At 73.5% G+C, this 16,792-nt stretch carries 10 protein-coding genes; 7 read left to right on the forward strand and 3 right to left on the reverse strand.

Annotated features, from left to right (window positions below):
* The first annotated feature begins 289 nt into the window (after positions 1 to 289).
* Entirely contained in the window at positions 290 to 2,533 is a 2,244-nt protein-coding gene (locus tag ACWGIS_RS22580; RefSeq protein WP_453364255.1) for a glycoside hydrolase family 9 protein, read from the forward strand.
* Between the two features lie 50 nt (positions 2,534 to 2,583).
* Here the strand turns inward: ACWGIS_RS22580 and ACWGIS_RS22585 are convergent, their stop codons facing one another.
* Entirely contained in the window at positions 2,584 to 3,087 is a 504-nt protein-coding gene (locus ACWGIS_RS22585) for a metallophosphoesterase family protein (RefSeq protein ID WP_453364256.1), read from the reverse strand.
* Between the two features lie 33 nt (positions 3,088 to 3,120).
* On the reverse strand, positions 3,121 to 5,559 hold the full coding sequence (locus ACWGIS_RS22590; protein ID WP_453364257.1) for a SpoIIE family protein phosphatase: 2,439 nt from the start codon (positions 5,557 to 5,559) through the stop codon (positions 3,121 to 3,123).
* Positions 5,560 to 5,841: 282 nt separating this feature from the next.
* On the opposite strand from ACWGIS_RS22590, the gene ACWGIS_RS22595 reads away from it, so the two are divergent.
* Positions 5,842 to 7,983 carry a SpoIIE family protein phosphatase gene (locus ACWGIS_RS22595; protein ID WP_453364258.1) on the forward strand — a complete coding sequence of 714 codons (2,142 nt, stop codon included), beginning with the start codon at positions 5,842 to 5,844 and terminating at the stop codon, positions 7,981 to 7,983.
* 163 nt (positions 7,984 to 8,146) lie between these two features.
* Here ACWGIS_RS22595 and ACWGIS_RS22600 read toward each other — a convergent pair whose 3' ends face one another.
* On the reverse strand, positions 8,147 to 9,493 hold the full coding sequence (locus tag ACWGIS_RS22600; protein ID WP_453364259.1) for a S1 family peptidase: 1,347 nt from the start codon (positions 9,491 to 9,493) through the stop codon (positions 8,147 to 8,149).
* 118 nt (positions 9,494 to 9,611) lie between these two features.
* Between ACWGIS_RS22600 and ACWGIS_RS22605 the strand changes: the two genes are divergently transcribed.
* From ACWGIS_RS22605 to ACWGIS_RS22625, 5 genes are all read left to right on the forward strand, one after another.
* Positions 9,612 to 10,025 (forward strand): PaaI family thioesterase, encoded by a 414-nt coding sequence (locus ACWGIS_RS22605; protein ID WP_453364260.1) that lies wholly within the window; start codon positions 9,612 to 9,614, stop codon positions 10,023 to 10,025.
* Between the two features lie 446 nt (positions 10,026 to 10,471).
* Positions 10,472 to 10,687: a type A2 lantipeptide gene (locus ACWGIS_RS22610; RefSeq protein WP_453364261.1), complete on the forward strand. Its 216-nt coding sequence runs from the start codon at positions 10,472 to 10,474 to the stop codon at positions 10,685 to 10,687.
* 91 nt (positions 10,688 to 10,778) lie between these two features.
* The gene (locus ACWGIS_RS22615; protein ID WP_453364262.1) at positions 10,779 to 11,588 is read left to right on the forward strand and encodes an HlyD family efflux transporter periplasmic adaptor subunit; all 810 of its coding nucleotides are present in this window, start codon (positions 10,779 to 10,781) and stop codon (positions 11,586 to 11,588) included.
* Positions 11,585 to 13,828: an NHLP family bacteriocin export ABC transporter peptidase/permease/ATPase subunit gene (locus tag ACWGIS_RS22620; RefSeq protein WP_453364263.1), complete on the forward strand. Its 2,244-nt coding sequence runs from the start codon at positions 11,585 to 11,587 to the stop codon at positions 13,826 to 13,828. Before ACWGIS_RS22615 ends, ACWGIS_RS22620 begins: the two co-directional genes overlap by 4 nt.
* Position 13,829: 1 nt before the next feature.
* A complete protein-coding gene (locus ACWGIS_RS22625) occupies positions 13,830 to 16,646 on the forward strand; it encodes an NHLP bacteriocin export ABC transporter permease/ATPase subunit (RefSeq protein ID WP_453364264.1) in 2,817 nt (938 codons plus the stop codon).
* The last annotated feature ends 146 nt before the right edge of the window (positions 16,647 to 16,792 follow it).

Raw genomic sequence — 16,792 nt, forward strand, 5'->3', positions numbered from 1 at the left:
GTTGCCCCATCCCCGCACGCCCTGACCCCGCCGCGCCCCCGTCAGCACCTCCAGAGGGGCCACGCGGCGACCACCGAATTAGTGCGCGCCGGTGCCCCGTGACGGCGAACTCATGTCACCCGTCTTGTCCGACACTCCCCCGCGCCCCTACAGTCCCCGCAACGGCAATTGGGAGCGCTCCCACGCCCGTTCGGCCCGACACGGGCGTCCGCGGGCCCGACCTGTGCCCCGTGGGTCCGGCCGCGGGCGCCGGCATCCCGCACCTCCCACTCCCCCAAGGAGCCCGGACGTGAAACGACGCAGAACCACGTTCCTCACCGCGACGGCCCTGGTCGCGGCGGCGCTCGTCACCGTGCCCGCCGGACCGGCCGCGGCCGACGAGATCGAGCAGGTGAAGAACGGCACCTTCGACGACTCCAGCGCTCCCTGGTGGACCACGAGCAACGTCACGGCGGAGCTGTCCGCGGGGCAGTTGTGCGCGGACGTGCCCGGTGGCACCGCCAACCGCTGGGACGCGGCGGTCGGGCAGAACGACATCACGCTCGTGAAGGGCGAGTCCTACCGGTTCAGCTTCACCGCCTCCGGTGTGCCCGAGGGACACGCCCCGCGCGCCCTGGTGGGCCTGGCCGTGGCGCCGTACGACACCTACTTCGAGGCGAGTCCGGCGGTGAGTGTCAGCGGCGACACGTACACCTACACGTTCACCTCGCCGGTCGACACCGCCCAGGGGCAGGTGGGCTTCCAGCTCGGCGGGGGCGCCGACCCGTGGCGCTTCTGCATGGACGACGTGTCGCTGCTCGGCGGTGTGCCGCCCGAGGTCTACGAGCCCGACACGGGGCCGCGGGTGCGGGTCAACCAGGTCGCCTACCTGCCGGCGGGCCCGAAGAACGCCACGCTGGTCACCACGTCCACCGAGCCGATGCCCTGGCAGCTGAGGAACGCCGCCGGCGAGGCGGTGGCCCGGGGCCTGACCGTGCCGCGCGGCACCGACGTGTCCTCCGGCCAGAACGTGCAGTCGATCGACTTCGGTTCCTACCGCAAGCGCGGCAAGGGCCTCACCCTCGTCGCCGACGGGCAGACCAGCCGGCCCTTCGACATCGGCACCGCCGCCTACGAGGACCTGCGGGCCGACGCCCTGAAGTACTACTACACGCAGCGCAGCGGCATCGAGATCCTCGGCTCGCTGCGCCCCGGATACGCGCGTCCGGCCGGGCACGTCGACGTCGCGCCGAACCAGGGCGACGGGCACGTGCCGTGCCAGCCCGGGCTCTGCGACTACACGCTCGACGTCACCGGCGGCTGGTACGACGCGGGCGACCACGGCAAGTACGTCATCAACGGCGGCATCGCCACCTGGGAACTGCTGAGCACGTACGAACGCTCCCTCACGGCCCGGACGGGCAGCCCGGGCAGGCTCGGCGACGGCACGCTGGACATCCCGGAGAGCGGCAACAAGGTGCCGGACGTCCTCGACGAGGCGCGCTGGGAGCTGGAGTTCCTGCTGAAGATGCAGGTCCCCGCCGGCCGGCCGCTCGCGGGCATGGCGCACAGCAAGATCCACGACGAGCAGTGGACCGGGCTGCCGCTGCTGCCGAGCCAGGACCCGCAGAAGCGTGAACTGCACCGGCCCACCACCCAGGCCACGCTGAACCTCGCCGCCACGGCCGCGCAGGCCGCCCGCCTCTACCGGCCCCACGACCGGGCCTTCGCGGCCGAGGCGCTCAAGGCCGCCAGGACCGCCTGGAGGGCCGCCCTCGCGCACCCGGACACCTACCCCTCGGAGACCGACGGGACGGGCGGCGGGGCGTACTACGACTCCGACGCGCGGGACGAGTTCTACTGGGCCGCCGCCGAGCTGTATCTCACCACCGGCGACGAGGAGTTCGCGGATCACGTCCTCGGCTCACCGCTGCACACGGCCGACGTCTTCGGGCCCACCGGTTTCGACTGGTCGAGGACGGCGGCGCCCGCCCGGCTCGACCTCGCGACCGTCCCGAACCGGCTGCCGGGCCGCGACAAGGTCAGGCGGTCCGTCGTCAAGGCGGCCGACACCTACCTTGCCACGCTCGCCGCGCAGCCGTACGGCATGCCGTACGCGCCCGCGGGCAACGCCTACGACTGGGGCTCCAGCAGCCAGGTGCTGAACAACGCGGTCGTCGTCGCCACGGCGTACGACCTCACCGGACGGAGCCGGTACCGCGACGGCGCGGTGCAGAGCATGGACTACATCCTCGGCCGCAACGCGCTGAACCAGTCGTACGTGACGGGCTACGGCGAGGTCGCCGCGCACAACCAGCACAGCCGCTGGTACGCGCACGAACTCGACCCGAACCTGCCCGGCCCGCCGAAGGGCACTCTCGCCGGCGGCCCCAATTCGAGCATCCAGGACCCCTACGCGCAGAGCAAACTCACCGGCTGCGTCGGCCAGTTCTGCTACATCGACGACATCCAGTCCTGGTCGACGAACGAGACCGCCGTCAACTGGAACGCGGCGCTGGCCTGGATGGCGTCCTTCGTGGCGGACCAGGGATAGGGGGCCCGCGACGGTCCCGGCGTTCGCCCCGAGGGCGGGCGCCGGGACCGTCACACCCGCGGCGGCAGCCGGTGCAGGACGACGTCCGTCAGGCCACCGTCGGCCACTTGCGCGGTCATGTACGTGCAGTGCGGCTGGCGGCGGCGGTCGGTGGGGGAGCCCGGGTTGAGCAGGCGCAGCCCGGTCTCCGCCGTCGTGTCCCAGGGGATGTGGCTGTGGCCGAAGACGAGGACGTCCAGTTCGGGGAAGCGCTCGGCGCAGCGTCGTTCGCGTCCCTGGGCGGCACCGGTCTCGTGGACGACTCCGAAGCGCAGGCCGCCCAGTTCGGCACGGGCGACCTCGGGGAGGCGGGCGCGCAGGCCGGGGCCGTCGTTGTTGCCGTACACACCGATCAGAGCCCTCGACCGGGCCTCCAGCAGGTCGAGGGTGGCGGTGTCCACCCAGTCGCCCGCGTGGATCACCACGTCGGCGAGCGGGAGTTCGGCCAGCAGCGGCGCGGGGAGTTCCTTGGCGCGCTTGGGCAGGTGGGTGTCGGACATCAGCAGCAGACGCACCCGCTCAGGGTGCCATCCCGGGGGCGGCGCCGCTCACTCCAGGACCAGCTCGCTCCACACCTGCTTGCCGCCGCTGACCGGCACGGTCCCCCAGGACGCCGACATGGCGTCGACCAGGAGGATGCCGCGGCCCCCGGTGGCCTCCCAGCCGATGCTGGTCGGTTTGACCGGGGTGCGCGGGGAGCTGTCGGCGACGGCGATCCGCAGCCGGTTGCCGAGGAGCGTCAGGTCGAGCCGCACCGGGCCGTCGGTGTGGACGAGGGCGTTGGTGACGAGTTCGGAGACGACGAGGAGCACGGCGTCCGCGTCGACGCCGACGTGCCACGCGCGCAGGGCGCGCCGGGTGAAGCGCCGGGCGTGCCGGACGGCTTCGGGGACCCGCCAGACGGTCCAGCTCTCCCGCAGCGGGCGCAGTGCCATGCCGTCGTAGCGCAGCAGGAGCAGGGCCACGTCGTCGCTGCGGTTGGCGTCGGCGAGCAGGACGTCGGCGACGAGTCCGAGGTGGGCGGGGTCGGACGCGGCGAGGCCGGCGGCGAGCCGGTCGAGGCCGTCCTCGATGTCGAGCTCCGCGGACTCCACGAGGCCGTCCGTGGTCAGGGCCACCAGCGTGCCGGGCTGGAGGCGCAGGGGGCTCATGGGGAAGTCGGCCTGCCGGACGACGCCGAGCGGCGGGCCGCCCTCGGACTCGGCGATCTCCGTACGGCCGTCGGGGTGGCGCAGCACCGGCGGCAGGTGTCCGGCGCGGACGAACCAGGCGGCCCCCTCCTCCATGTCGACGTCGACGTAGCAGCAGGTGGCGAAGAGGTCGGTCTCCATGTCCGTGAGGAGGCGGTTGGCGAGGGAGACGACGACATCCGGTGGGTGTCCTTCGACGGCGTACGCGCGCAGGGCGGTGCGCATCTGGCCCATCAGGGTGGCGGCGCCGGCGTTGTGTCCCTGGACGTCGCCGATGACGAGGGCGACGTGGTTGTCGGGCAGCGGGATCACGTCGTACCAGTCGCCGCCGACCTCCAGTCCGGCCGTGGTGGGCAGATAGCGGGCGACGGCGACCGCGCCCGGCAGCTTGGGGAGCCGGCGTGGCAGCAGGGTGCGCTGGAGCATGCCGACGAGCTCGTGCTCGGCGTCGAAGGCGTGGGCGCGCATGAGGGCCTGCCCGGCCAGGCCCGCGGCGGCGGTGAGCAGGGCGCGTTCGTCGGGCCCGAAGTCGTGCGGCGCGTCCCAGCCGATGAGGCAGGCGCCGCCCATGCGTCCGCCGGCGGCCAGCGGCAGCACGGCGAGTCCGCCGGGCCCGACGTCGGCGAGGGCGGGCTCCAGGTCGGTGCCGGCGGGCCAGATCCCGGCGCGGCCCTCGCGCAGGGCCGCCGCGAGGGTCGGCATGGCGCGCACGGGCGCGTCCGGCCACTCCGAGCGCCACTCCGTGCGCCACAGCTCGGGCCACGCCTCCGGCTGCGGCGGGTCCAGGACGGTGACGACGAGGCGGTCCCCCTCCAGTTCGGCGAGGGCGATCCGGTCGGCCCGCAGCGGCTTGCGCAGGGCGGTGACGACGGCCTGGCCGACGTCGCGGACCGTGCCGGCGGTGGCGAGCGCGGCGGCGAGCCGCTGGACGCGGGCCACGTCGTTGACGCCGGAGCGCAGGTCCGAGGCGTCGGCGACCGTGCCCACCAGGCGTGCGGGCCGGCCGTCGCCGCCGGGCAGGAGCCGTGCGCGCAGCCGCAGCCACCGGGGGACTCCGGACGGCTGGAGGATGCGGAACTCCAGCTCCCGGTCGCCGATGGACATGTGGTCCGGCTCGACCACCGACATCAGTGTGGGCAGGTCCTCGGGGACGGTGAGGGAGAGCAGGGTCTCGATGTTGCCGTCGAAGTCCTCGCGCGCGATGCCGAACAGTTCCAGCATCTCGTCGTCGATCTCGACCCGGCCGCTGTCCATGGCGAGGCTGAAGGAGCTGGCGGGCAGGTCGCCGGGGCCGCCCGGGGTGAGCGCCGGGAAGGTGGCGGCGTCGGCGATCAGCGTCAGGCACTCGCGGTCCTCGGCGTCGAAGCCGCGGTCGTTCTCGCTGACCGCGGCCAGGCAGCCGCCGCCGCTCAGGGGCAGGACGGCCAGGGAGAACTCGTGGGAGGGCAGCCGCCGGGCGTCGGCGCAGCGGGCGAGGTCCTCCGGGGTCAGCCAGCGCGGCCGGCCCGAGCGGTGCACGTCGGCCGCGGGCGCGGTGCCGGCCAGGGGGTAGCTGTCGCGCAGCCCGTACAGGGTCCTCGGCAGCCCGGCGGACTCGACCAGGCACAGTTCGTCGCCGCCCTCGCCCGGCGCGTACACGGCGGCCAGGGCGGCGCCCGCGAAGACGAGCGCCTGTTCGAGAATGCGCCGCAGCCGTTCGCGGGAGCCGAGGTCCGCGGTGAGCGTCTTGAGGGCAAGCTCGGCACGCGACGATCTCGTTCTGCGTCCTGCGGCGCCCTCACTGACCACGTCCGTCATTACAGCGCTTCCCGGACGCGCGCGCAGCCCCTGGGACGGTTCCCGGGCTCCGGGACGGCGGCCGGACTCCGCCGCGGGGAGGGATTGCGCCCCGGGACCGCTTCGTCTTCGTACTGCCGTGCGGGGACTTCTGTACGAAGAGGTCGGTTCCGCCACGCGTGCGAGGCGGGGCGGGAGAGGACCGCCGGTGTCCCTGCGCCCGGGCACCGCGCTTCTCGCCGTGCGCGAAACGGCCGCGCGCGAGAGCCTTGACCCTGGGACCCGTCGCGGCCATGCGAGGAGGTGGTCGGCGTGTCCGACTGGCAGGCGTCCGGTCAGGCACCGGCCGCCCCGCGGGCACCGGTCGGCAAACCGCTGCTCTCCCTCACCCTCGCCACGATCATGGACGACGTCGGGGCGCATGCGGGTGCCGTGTACCTGCTGGCGCCCGATGAACCGGTCCTGGAGATGGCCGTCATGGCCGGGATGCCCCGGGCCTTCGCCGCGCCCTGGGAGCGGGTCGGGCTCAACGCCCCGATCCCCGTCGCCGAGGCGCTGCGGCGACGGCGACTGATCTGGGTCGGCGGCGAGGAGGAGATGGCCCGCTGCTATCCCCGTATCGCGGTGGTCCTGCCCTACCCCTTCGCGCTGGCCGCCGTCCCGGTGGCGACCGGGCACACCGCCTACGGCGCGATGTTCGTGACCTGGCCGAGCACGCATCCGCAGGAGCTGTCCGACCGCGAGCGGTCCCACCTCGTCGCGGCCGGCGACCGGCTGGCGCTGCGCCTGGAACGCGCGGTGAAGCAGAAGCGACCCCTGGCGCCGGAACCCGATCTGCCCACCCCGGCGACCGCGCTGACCGGCCGCCTCGGCACCGTGGAGGCGGCGCGCCTGGTGGAGCGGCTGCCCTACGGGCTGTGCGCGCTGGACCTGCACGGACGGGTCAGCTTCGCCAACCGGGCCACGGCCGAGCTGCTGGGAGTGTCCGTCGACGACCTGGTGGGCACGCAGCCGTGGGCGTCCGTGCCCTGGCTCAACGACCCGGTGTACGAGGACCGCTACCGGGCGGCGCTGATGAGTCAGCACGTGACGTCGTTCGTGGCGCTGCGCCCGCCCGGCGAATGGCTGTCGTTCCGGCTGTACCCGAGCACCGACGGGCTCAGTGTCCGTATCGCCAAGGCCCGCGCGGTGACCGAGATGAACCGCGCGCAGCCCCGGCGCACGGACACCAACCCCCGCCTGGTGACCATCTCCCACATCCTCAGCCTGGCCAGCGCCCTCACCGAGGCGGTGAGCGTGCAGGACGTGGTCCAGCTGGTCGCCGAGGAGGTCGCGCCCGCCGTCGGCAGCAAGGCGCTGGTCGTCCTCGGGACGCGGGGCGGGCGGATGCACGTGCTCGGGCAGCACGGGTACACCGACCCGCGGGTGGTGGAACGTTTCGACGGGCTCCCGCTCACCGCGCAGACCCCGGGCACCCGGGTACTGAGCAGTGGTGTGCCCGCCTTCTTCGAGTCGCGCAGGCAGCTGGAGCACATCTACCCCTCCCGGAACGCGACGCCCGACGGCATGGCCGCGTGGGCGTACCTGCCGCTCGTCGCCTCCGGGCGGCCGGTCGGCACGTGCGTGCTGGCCTACCCGGAGCCGCACGCCTTCCCCGCCGACGAGCGGGCCGTGCTCAGCAGCCTCGGCGGGCTCGTCGCCCAGGCCCTGGAGCGGGCCCTCCTGTACGACGCCAAGCACCAGCTGGCCCACGGCCTGCAGGCCGCCCTGCTCCCGCACTCCCTGCCGTCCCTGCCCGGGATCGAGGCCGCGGCGCGCTATCTGCCCGCCACCCTCGGCATGGACATCGGCGGCGACTTCTACGACCTGGTGCCCACCGGCAGGCAGGCCGCCGCGGTCATCGGCGACGTCCAGGGGCACAACGTGACGGCGGCCGGCCTGATGGGGCAGATCCGGACCGCCGTACGGGCGTACACGACCGTCGGGCAGGCGCCGGGCGAGGTCATGCGCAGCACCAACCGGCTGCTGATCGACCTGGGCACCGAGCTGTTCGCCAGCTGCCTGTACCTGCGTCTCGACCCGGCACGCGGACGGGCGGTGCTGGCGCGGGCCGGGCACCCTCCCCCGCTGCTGCGCACACCGGACGGCCGGGTCCGCGTCCTCGACCTGCCCGGCGGCCCGCTGCTGGGGATCGACGCCTCGGCCGCGTACCCGACGACCGAGGTGGAGTTCGCCCCCGGTTCCGTGCTCGCCCTCTGCACCGACGGTCTCGTCGAGGCCCCCGGTGTGGACATCGAGGACGCCCTGGCCGAGCTCGCCGGGCGGCTGGCCGAGCTGGGCGGCCAGCCGCTGGACATGCTGGCCGACACCCTGGTCAGGCGCCCCGAGACGTCGCCGGAACGGCCGGACGACGTCGCGCTGCTCCTGCTGCGGGCCCGCGGCTGACCCGGGGCCGGACACGGAGCGGTCCGGCCCTCCCGCCGGAGAGCCGGACCGTTCCACCGCCCGGACGAACCGCTTTTGCGCCCGGTACGGCGGTCCTGTGGGGCCGGGCCGGTGATCCGGGCGCTGTCCTCACCCGTGGATCACCGGTCGCGGCGGACCGGGGTCAGTGGCCCTCGACGGCCTCCCCCGACCCGTCGTCGGCCGCGCCGGAGCCGTCGTCGGCCGCGCCGTCCGCCGGGGCCGACGGATCGACCGCCTCGCCGCCTCCGGCCTGCTCGTCCTCGGCACCGCCTCCGGCCTGCTCGTCCCCGGCGCCGCCGGCTCCTTCGTCACCGGCACCCGCCTGGCCGTCTCCGCCGGCCTGGTCGCCGGCCTCGTCGCCCGCCCCGGCGCCCGCGCCGCCGGCACCCAGGGTGGCGCCGACCGCCTCCAGCGCGGTGGTGACGGGCTGGAAGAAGGTCTCCCCGCCGTTGGTGCAGTCGCCGCTGCCGCCCGAGGTCAGGCCGATCGCGCTGCCGTCCTGGGTGAACAGGGAGCCGCCGCTGTCGCCGGGTTCGGCGCAGACGTCGGTCTGGATGAGGCCGGTGACCGTGCCCTCCGGGTAGTTCACGGTGGCGTCGAGGCCCGTCACGTTGCCGTCGTTCAGGCCCGTGGTGCTGCCCATGCGCAGGACCTGCTGGCCCACGGTCGCCTCGGCGGCCTGGGTGATCTCCACCGTCTGCCCGTCGCCGACGTCGACGGCACTGGCCGCCTCGGTGTTCGGGTCGTCGTACTTCACCAGGGCGAAGTCACCCGCGCCGGGGAAGGTGGCCTGGTCGACGGTGGCGATCGGTGCGCCGTCCTGCGCGTCCGACCACTCGGCGGCGGCGACGCCGCAGTGACCGGCCGTCAGGAACGCCGGACTGCCGTCGCCCGCCGTGACGTTGAAGCCCAGGGAGCAGCGGGCGCCGCCCCCGAAGATGGCGTCGCCGCCCTCCACGAACGTCTTGAACGTGCCGGAGGAACGCTTGACGGTCGCGACGTCGGAGCCGAGCGACTTGACGGTCGACGTGAGCTGGTTCCACCGGGCGCCGGTGACGGTGCTGTCGGCGGTGACCCGGATCTCGTTGGTCTTCGGGTCGACGGACCAGGCGGTGCCGGGGATCGTCGCGTCCGTCCGCAGCGTTCTGGCGGCGGCCTTCAGGGTGGCGGTGCTGTTGTCCACCTGGTTCGGGACGGCACCGGCCTTCCGGATCTCGTTGACGACCTGGCTGTCGTCACCGACGACGTTGATGATGATCTGCTGCCTGCCGGCGTCGTAGTACGAGCCGGCGAAGGCGTCGCCGAGCCGGGAGGCGAGCCTCGCCGCCACGTCCGAGGCGTCGGCCGCCTTGAACGTGCGGGGAGCGGCGTCCGCCTGGTCCGTCTGGGACGCCATGGCGTTGGGCAGCACGAGTGCCGCCGCTCCGAGCGCCGCCACGCTTCCTGCCGCGATCGCGGCCTTGCGCTTGGGTATGCGTTTGTGACTCAACTCTCGACCTCCTGGGGGGCGGGGTCCGAGCCGCCGTCCGGCAGCTGACTGGGGGCGCCTGGATGGCAGTTGATACGCACGCGCCGCCTGGGGCGTTCAACGGGGTAGGAATCGCCGCATGACACTGACACGCGCCGAAGCCGACCGGATCCTCGCCGACAACTTCGCCCCCTGGGTGCTCGACCTGGGGCTTTCCGTGGCCGAGTTGGGGGACGACAGGGCCGTCCTGCGGCTCCCGTGGTCGGACCGGCTGGCCCGGGCCGGCGGTTCCCTGTCCGGTCAGGCGCTGATGGCGGCCGCCGACACGGCGACGGTGATCGCCGTGTCCGCGGCCCGCGGCGGCTTCGTGCCGATGACGACGGTGCAGCAGTCCACGAGTTTCCAACGGGCCGTCACGGACGCGAACGTCTCGGTGGAGGCGGTCCTCACCAAGCTGGGCCGCCGGATGGCCTTCGCCGACATCACACTGACCGCCGAGGGGTCGGCCGACGTCGTGGCCCGGGCGAGCACGGTGTACGCGCTGCTGGGCTGACACGGGACCGAACGAAGCCGCCCGGTGACGCTCCGTACCGGACGCGGAGCGGAATCCTGGCTTCAGCGAATCTGCACACCGAATGCGCAACGAGGGCACCGCGCACGGCGGATCTGCACACGCGGCCGCCGTGCGCCGCGCCCCGGGCCCGGACTGTCCCTTTCCGGCCGCGGAGGGCAAGGGGTGGCGCGAACCGATGCCGCGCAGCATGTGAAGAAGTCGCCGCCGAGACGTGGGCACGCCTGCACGCCGGCTCCCAAGTGCCCTGGTCGGAGCCCTGATTGATTGGAAGGGCGGCGCGCCACCGTGCTTTGATCCGTGGCACCGCGGTTCGTACGAAGGTTTCCGGAGACGGGAGCCGCAAAGCCCGCGGTCGCGGCCGACCATCTGTCCCCAGAGGGGGCCGCTCCCCCCTTACCCACACCCATACGAAGGGAAGTTCCCCCATGAACTCCACCCCCCAGGTTGCGACCGTCGAGATCTCCGACGCCGAGCTCGACAACGTCGCGGGCGGCCTCTCCGTCCAGGCCGTCGGCACCGTCACGGACCTCGTGGACTCGGTCGCCCCGGTCTCCGGCCTCGTGGGCACCGCCGTCGGCACCGTCGAGGGTGTGACCGGCCTGAACACCGCCCCGGTCACCGGCCTGGTCGCCGGTCTCTGATCGCATCCACGCGCCGTCGAGTCCCGGAACCACTCCCCGGTTCCGGGACTCTCGGATGCCCTGACTCTCCCGGACAGCTGAGGGAAGACCCGTGCAGTTCCGCCAACAGGCCCTCGCCAAGCTGCAGTCGCCCGAGGAACTCGACCTCCCGGTGCGTTTCGCGCGCCCCCAGGGCTGGCTCGTCCTGTCCGTGACGGTCGTCGTCATGGCCGCCGCGTCGGTCTGGGCCGTGACGGGCACCGTCGCGTCCACGGTGAGCGCGCCCGCCGTCCTCACGCACGGGGAAGGCAGCTACGTCCTGCAGAGCCCGGTCGCCGGCCAGGTCACCGCGGTCCTCGCCGAGGAGGGCCGGCGGCTCCCCGCGAACGCCCCCGTCCTCGAAGTCCGCACGGCCGAGGGCGAGAAGAGAGTCGTCCGCACCGTCGCCGCGGGCCGGATCACCGCGCTCGCCGCGACCATCGGCGCCATCATCACCACCGGCGCGAACGTCGCCGCCGTGGAGAAGGTCGCCCACGCCGGGGACCCGCTGTACGCGACCGTGTACGTCCCCGCGGAGAACGCCGCCGGCATCCCGGTGGACGCGGCTGTGGACCTGACCGTCCAGTCCGTGCCGACGCAGCGGTACGGCGTCCTGCGCGGCCACGTGAAGGCGGTCGACCGGACCGCGCAGACCCGGCAGCAGATCACCGCCTACCTCGGTGACAGCCAGCTGGGCGAGCAGTTCACCGAGAAGGGCAGGCCGGTGGCCGTCCTGGTACGCCTCGACCGGTCCCCCGGCACGAGAAGCGGCTACCGGTGGTCGTCCGCCGACGGGCCCCCGTACGCCCTCGACTCCATGACCCTGGCCACGGGTTCGATCCGCCTGGCCGATCAGCGCCCCGTCGATTGGCTCCTGCCGTGACCGCTCCCCAGGACACCCTCCCGCCACCCGTACGGGGCAGACGCCGCGCCGCGCCGCCCCGGCGCTCGGTGCCCGCGGGCCGCCGGAAGACGAAGACGGTCCGCACCCCCACCGTCCTCCAGATGGAGGCCGTGGAGTGCGGCGCCGCCTCCCTCTCCATGGTGCTGGGCCACTACGGGCGGCACATCCCGCTGGAGGAGCTGCGCATCGCCTGCGGGGTCTCCCGGGACGGCTCGCGGGCCAGCAACCTGCTGAAGGCCGCCCGCAGTTACGGCCTGACGGCCAAGGGCATGCAGATGGACACCAGCGCCCTCACCGAGGTGCGCGCGCCCGCGATCCTGTTCTGGGAGTTCAACCACTACGTCGTCTACGACGGCACGGGGCGCCGTCTCGGCAGGCGCGGCGTGTACGTCAACGACCCCGCCAAGGGCCGACGTTTCGTCCCGATGGAGGACTTCGACACCAGCTTCACCGGCGTCGTCCTGGTCATGGAGCCGGGCCCCGACTTCCACCGGGGCGGCCGCAGGCCGGGGATCCTGGGCGCGATGCCTGCCCGGCTGCGCGGCACGTCGGGCACCATGCCCGCGGCGGTGCTGTCGAGCCTGCTGCTGGTGGCGGTCGGCGCGGCGGTGCCCGCGCTCAGCCGCACCTACATCGACATGTTCCTGATTGGTGGTCAGACGTCGCTGCTGGGCGTGCTGTTCGCGTCCATGGGCGCCTCCGTGCTGCTCACGGTGGTCCTCACCTGGCTCCAGCAGGCGAACCTGCTGCGCGGGCGGCTCATCTCCTCCACGCTGAGCAGCGCCCGGTTCCTGCGGCACCTGCTGCGGCTGCCGGTCACCTTCTTCTCCCAGCGCAGCCCCGCCGACCTGGTCCAGCGGCTCCAGTCGAACGACGCGGTGGCCGAGACCCTGGCCCGCGACCTCGCGGCGGCCGGGGTGGACGCGGTCGTGGTCGTGCTGTACGCCGTGCTGCTCTACACGTACGACCCGCAGCTGACGGCGGTGGGCATCGGCGTCGCGCTGCTGAACGTGGTGGCGATGCGGGTGGTGATACGGCTGCGGGCCAACCGGACCGCGAAGCTGCGGGCGGACAGCGCCCGGCTGACCAACACCGCTTACACCGGGCTCCAGTTGATCGAGACGATGAAGGCCACCGGCGGTGAGGACGGCTACTTCCGCAAGTGGGCGGGGCAGCACGCCACCACCCTGGAGGAGCAGCAGCGGCTCGGCGTGCCGAGCGCGTGGCTGGGGGTGGTCGCGCCCACGCTGGCGACGCTGAACAGCGCGCTGATCCTGTGGATCGGCGGTCTGCGCGCCGTCGAGGGGCACATCTCGGTGGGTCTCCTGGTCGCGTTCCAGGCCCTGGTGACCCGCTTCACCGCGCCGATCACCCGGCTCAACGGCGTGGCGGGCCGCATCCAGGACTTCGCGGCCGACGTGGCCCGGCTCAAGGACGTGGAGAACTTCCAGGCCGATCCGCTCTACGCCCGCGGCGGCACCGGCGACTCCACCAGGCGGCTGCACGGCCATGTCGAGCTGGAGAACGTCACGTTCGGCTACAGCCCGCTCGACAAGCCGCTGCTGACCGGCTTCTCGCTCACGGTGGGGCCGGGGCAGCAGGTCGCGCTGGTCGGCGGCTCCGGCAGCGGCAAGTCGACGGTGTCGCGGCTGATCTCGGGGCTGTACACCCCGTGGGAGGGCACGATCCGCATCGACGGCCGTCGCCTGGAGGACATTCCGCGCGGCGCGCTCGCCGCTTCCGTCTCCTTCGTCGACCAGGACGTCTTCCTCTTCGAGGGGACCGTCCGGGACAACGTCGCGCTGTGGGACCCCTCCATCCCGGACGACGAGGTCACCGCGGCGCTGCGGGACGCGGCGCTGTACGACGTGGTGCTGCGCAGGCCGGGGGGCATCCACAGCCGGGTCGAGCAGGACGGGCGGAACTTCTCCGGCGGTCAGCGCCAACGCCTGGAGATCGCCCGGGCGTTGGTGCGCAGGCCCAGCATCCTGGTGCTCGACGAGGTGACCAGCGCGCTGGACGCGGAGACCGAGCAGATCGTCATGGACAACCTGCGCAGGCGGGGCTGTGCCTGCGTGGTGATCGCGCACCGGCTGAGCACGGTGCGCGACAGCGACGAGATCGTGGTGCTCGAGCACGGCACGGTCGTGGAGCGGGGGCGGCACGACGCGCTGGTCCTCGCCGGCGGCCCGTACGCCGCGCTGGTCGGGGAGCGGTGAGATGACGACGGTTCAGGACGGCGACCTCGTCCTCGGGGCGCTCGGCGGCATGGGGACGCCGGTCGACTGCGCCGGGTTCAACCGGCTCGACCTGGAGGGCCCGCAGGTCCTGTGGCTCGTCGCGGCGGGTGCCCTGGACCTGTTCGCGGTCGACGCGGCGCTCCAGGGGCACTGGCACCACCTGGGCCGCCTGGAGGCGGGTGCGCTGCTGCTCGGCCCGGTCGCGGGGCCCCAGCACACGCTCGTGGGGCGGCCGTCGCGGGACTGCGTGGTGCGCCGGATCGGGCTGCGCGAGCTGTACCAGCAGGCCCCCACGCAGACCTGGTCGTACGACGAGTACGGGAACCCCCAGTACGTGCCGCCGACGTCGAGCCCACTGGAGTACGCCCTCGCGCTCGGTGTCGGCCGCGGTCTGTCCATCCTCTTCCAGGCGCCGATGGCCACGGAGAGCGCCGCGGCGCCCACCGACGACGACGTCTTCTGGATGCAGGTGCCGCCCGGGAGCGTGCAGTACGGCTCCCTGTACGGCGCGGAGGCGGCGGCCGACCTGCTCATGGACCCCGGGGTCTGGCAGGGCATGGTCGACCAGCAGTACCGCCTCCTGGCCACGCTCGACCGGTGGATCGAGCAGCTGGAGGAGCACCACGAGCACCGTACGGCGGCCGGCATCGAGGCGGGCGAGGCCGTCCGCGCCCGGGCCGACCGCACCCTGCTGGCGTCGATCGGCAGGTCGTCGGGCAGGCGCCCGACCGCCGCCGACGCGGACGCCACCTACGCGGCCTGCGAGCTGGTCGCCCGGGCGGCCGGGATCACCCTGGCGCAGCCCGTGCGCGGCGGCGCCGACAGCGAGCGGCTCGATCCCGTGGAGCGCATCGCCCTGGCCTCACGCGTGCGGGCCCGGGCCGTACGGCTCGACGGGCGCTGGTGGCGCGACGACATCGGTCCGCTGGTGGGCCACCGTGCCGTGTCGGGGGCGCCGGTGGCGTTGCTGTGGCGGCGCGGCGGCTACGTGGCGGTGCACCCGTCCTCGGGCCGGGAGACACCGGTGGAGAAGGCCAACGCGGCGGAGTTCGAACCGCGGGCCGTCATGTTCTACCGGCCGCTGCCCGAGCGCCGGCTGAGCCCGCTGCGCCTGATGCGGTTCTGCCTGCGCGGCACGGGCGGCGATCTGCGCAACCTCGCGGTCAGCGGCCTGGTGACGGTGGCGATCGGGGCGCTGGTGCCGATCGCCACCGGCAAGGTGCTCGGCGAGTACGTCCCCCAGGCGCGGCTCGGTCCGATCGCGCAGGTCTGCCTGGCCGTCATGGTGTCCGGTGTCGTGTCCGCGGCGTTCATGCTGCTCCAGAACCTGACCATCCTGCGGATGGAGGGACGCATCGAGGCGGTGCTGCAACCGGCGGTCTGGGACCGGCTGCTGCGGCTCCCGACGACGTTCTTCACCTCGCGCTCGACCGGTGAGCTGGCGAGTGCCGCCATGGGCATCAGCTCGATCCGCCGGCTGCTGGCGGGAGTCGGGCCTACGGTCGCGCAGGCCGGCACGGTCGGCGCGATGAACCTGGGCCTGCTGCTCTGGTACAGCGTGCCGATGGCGCTGGCCGCGATCGGGATGCTCGTGGTCATCGCGGCCGTGTTCCTGGGGCTGGGCCTGTGGCAGGTGCGCTGGCAGCGCAGGCTGGTCGTGCTCGGCAACAAGCTGAACAACCAGGCCTTCCAGACCCTGCGCGGGCTGCCGAAGCTGCGCGTGGCCGCGGCGGAGAACTACGCGTACGCCGCCTGGGCGGGCGAGTTCGCGCGCAGCCGTGAACTCCAGCAGCGGGTCGGACGCATCAAGAACCTCACGACCGTGCTGGGCGCGGTGTACCTGCCGTTGTGCTCGCTGCTGATGTTCATGCTGCTGGCGGGCCCGGCGCGCGGCTCCCTGACGGCCGCGGAGTTCCTCACCTTCAACACCTCGGTGACCATGCTGCTGACCTCGGTCACCCAGCTGACCAGCGCCTTCGTCTCGGCGGCGGCCGCGCTGCCGATGTTCGAGGAGATCAGGCCGGTGCTGGACGCGACGCCCGAGGTGCGCACGGCGAGCACGCGGCCCGGCCCGCTGTCCGGCGGGATCGAGGCGCGGGGGCTCTCCTTCCGGTACTCCGACGACGGTCCGCTCGTCCTGGACGACGTGTCCTTCGACATCCGGCCGGGCGAGTTCGTGGCGATCGTGGGGCCGAGCGGCTGCGGCAAGTCCACGCTGCTGCGGCTGCTCATCGGCTTCGACCGGCCGGTCGCGGGCAGCGTCCTCTACGACGGCCAGGACCTGGCGGCCCTCGACCAGTCCGCCGTGCGCCGCCAGTGCGGGGTCGTGCTCCAGCACGCCCAGCCGTTCAGCGGGTCGATCCTGGACTGCATCTGCGGCACCGAGCCGTACACGCCCGAGGAGGCGATGGCGGCGGCCGAGATGGCCGGTCTCGCGGAGGACATCCGGCGGATGCCGATGGGGCTGCACACCATCGTCTCGGGCAGCGGCGCGGTCTCGGGCGGCCAGCGGCAGCGCCTGATGATCGCCCAGGCGCTGATCCGCCGGCCGCGGATCCTGTTCCTCGACGAGGCGACCAGCGCGCTGGACAACGAGACGCAGCGCACGGTCATCGAGAGCACCCGGGCGCTCGACGCCACGCGCGTGGTGATCGCGCACCGCCTGTCCACCGTGATGGACGCGGACCGCGTCATCGTGATGGAGGACGGCCGGATCGCCCAGCAGGGGCCGCCCGCGCAGCTCCTCGCGGACACGGGCGGGCGGCTCCACGAACTGGTGCGACGCCAGATGCGGTGACCGTCCGCCGACGAGCACACCGAGGCCGGGGTCCCTGAGGGGCCCCGGCCTCTCGCGTGGGTACGTCGCTGTGTCCTCGGTGCCTTGGGGCGGCCGGTGCTTCGGGGTTGGCCGGTGCTGTGGGCGGCCAGTACCGCGGGGCGGCC

It is taken from the genome of Streptomyces sp. NPDC054842 (genome assembly GCF_053611025.1).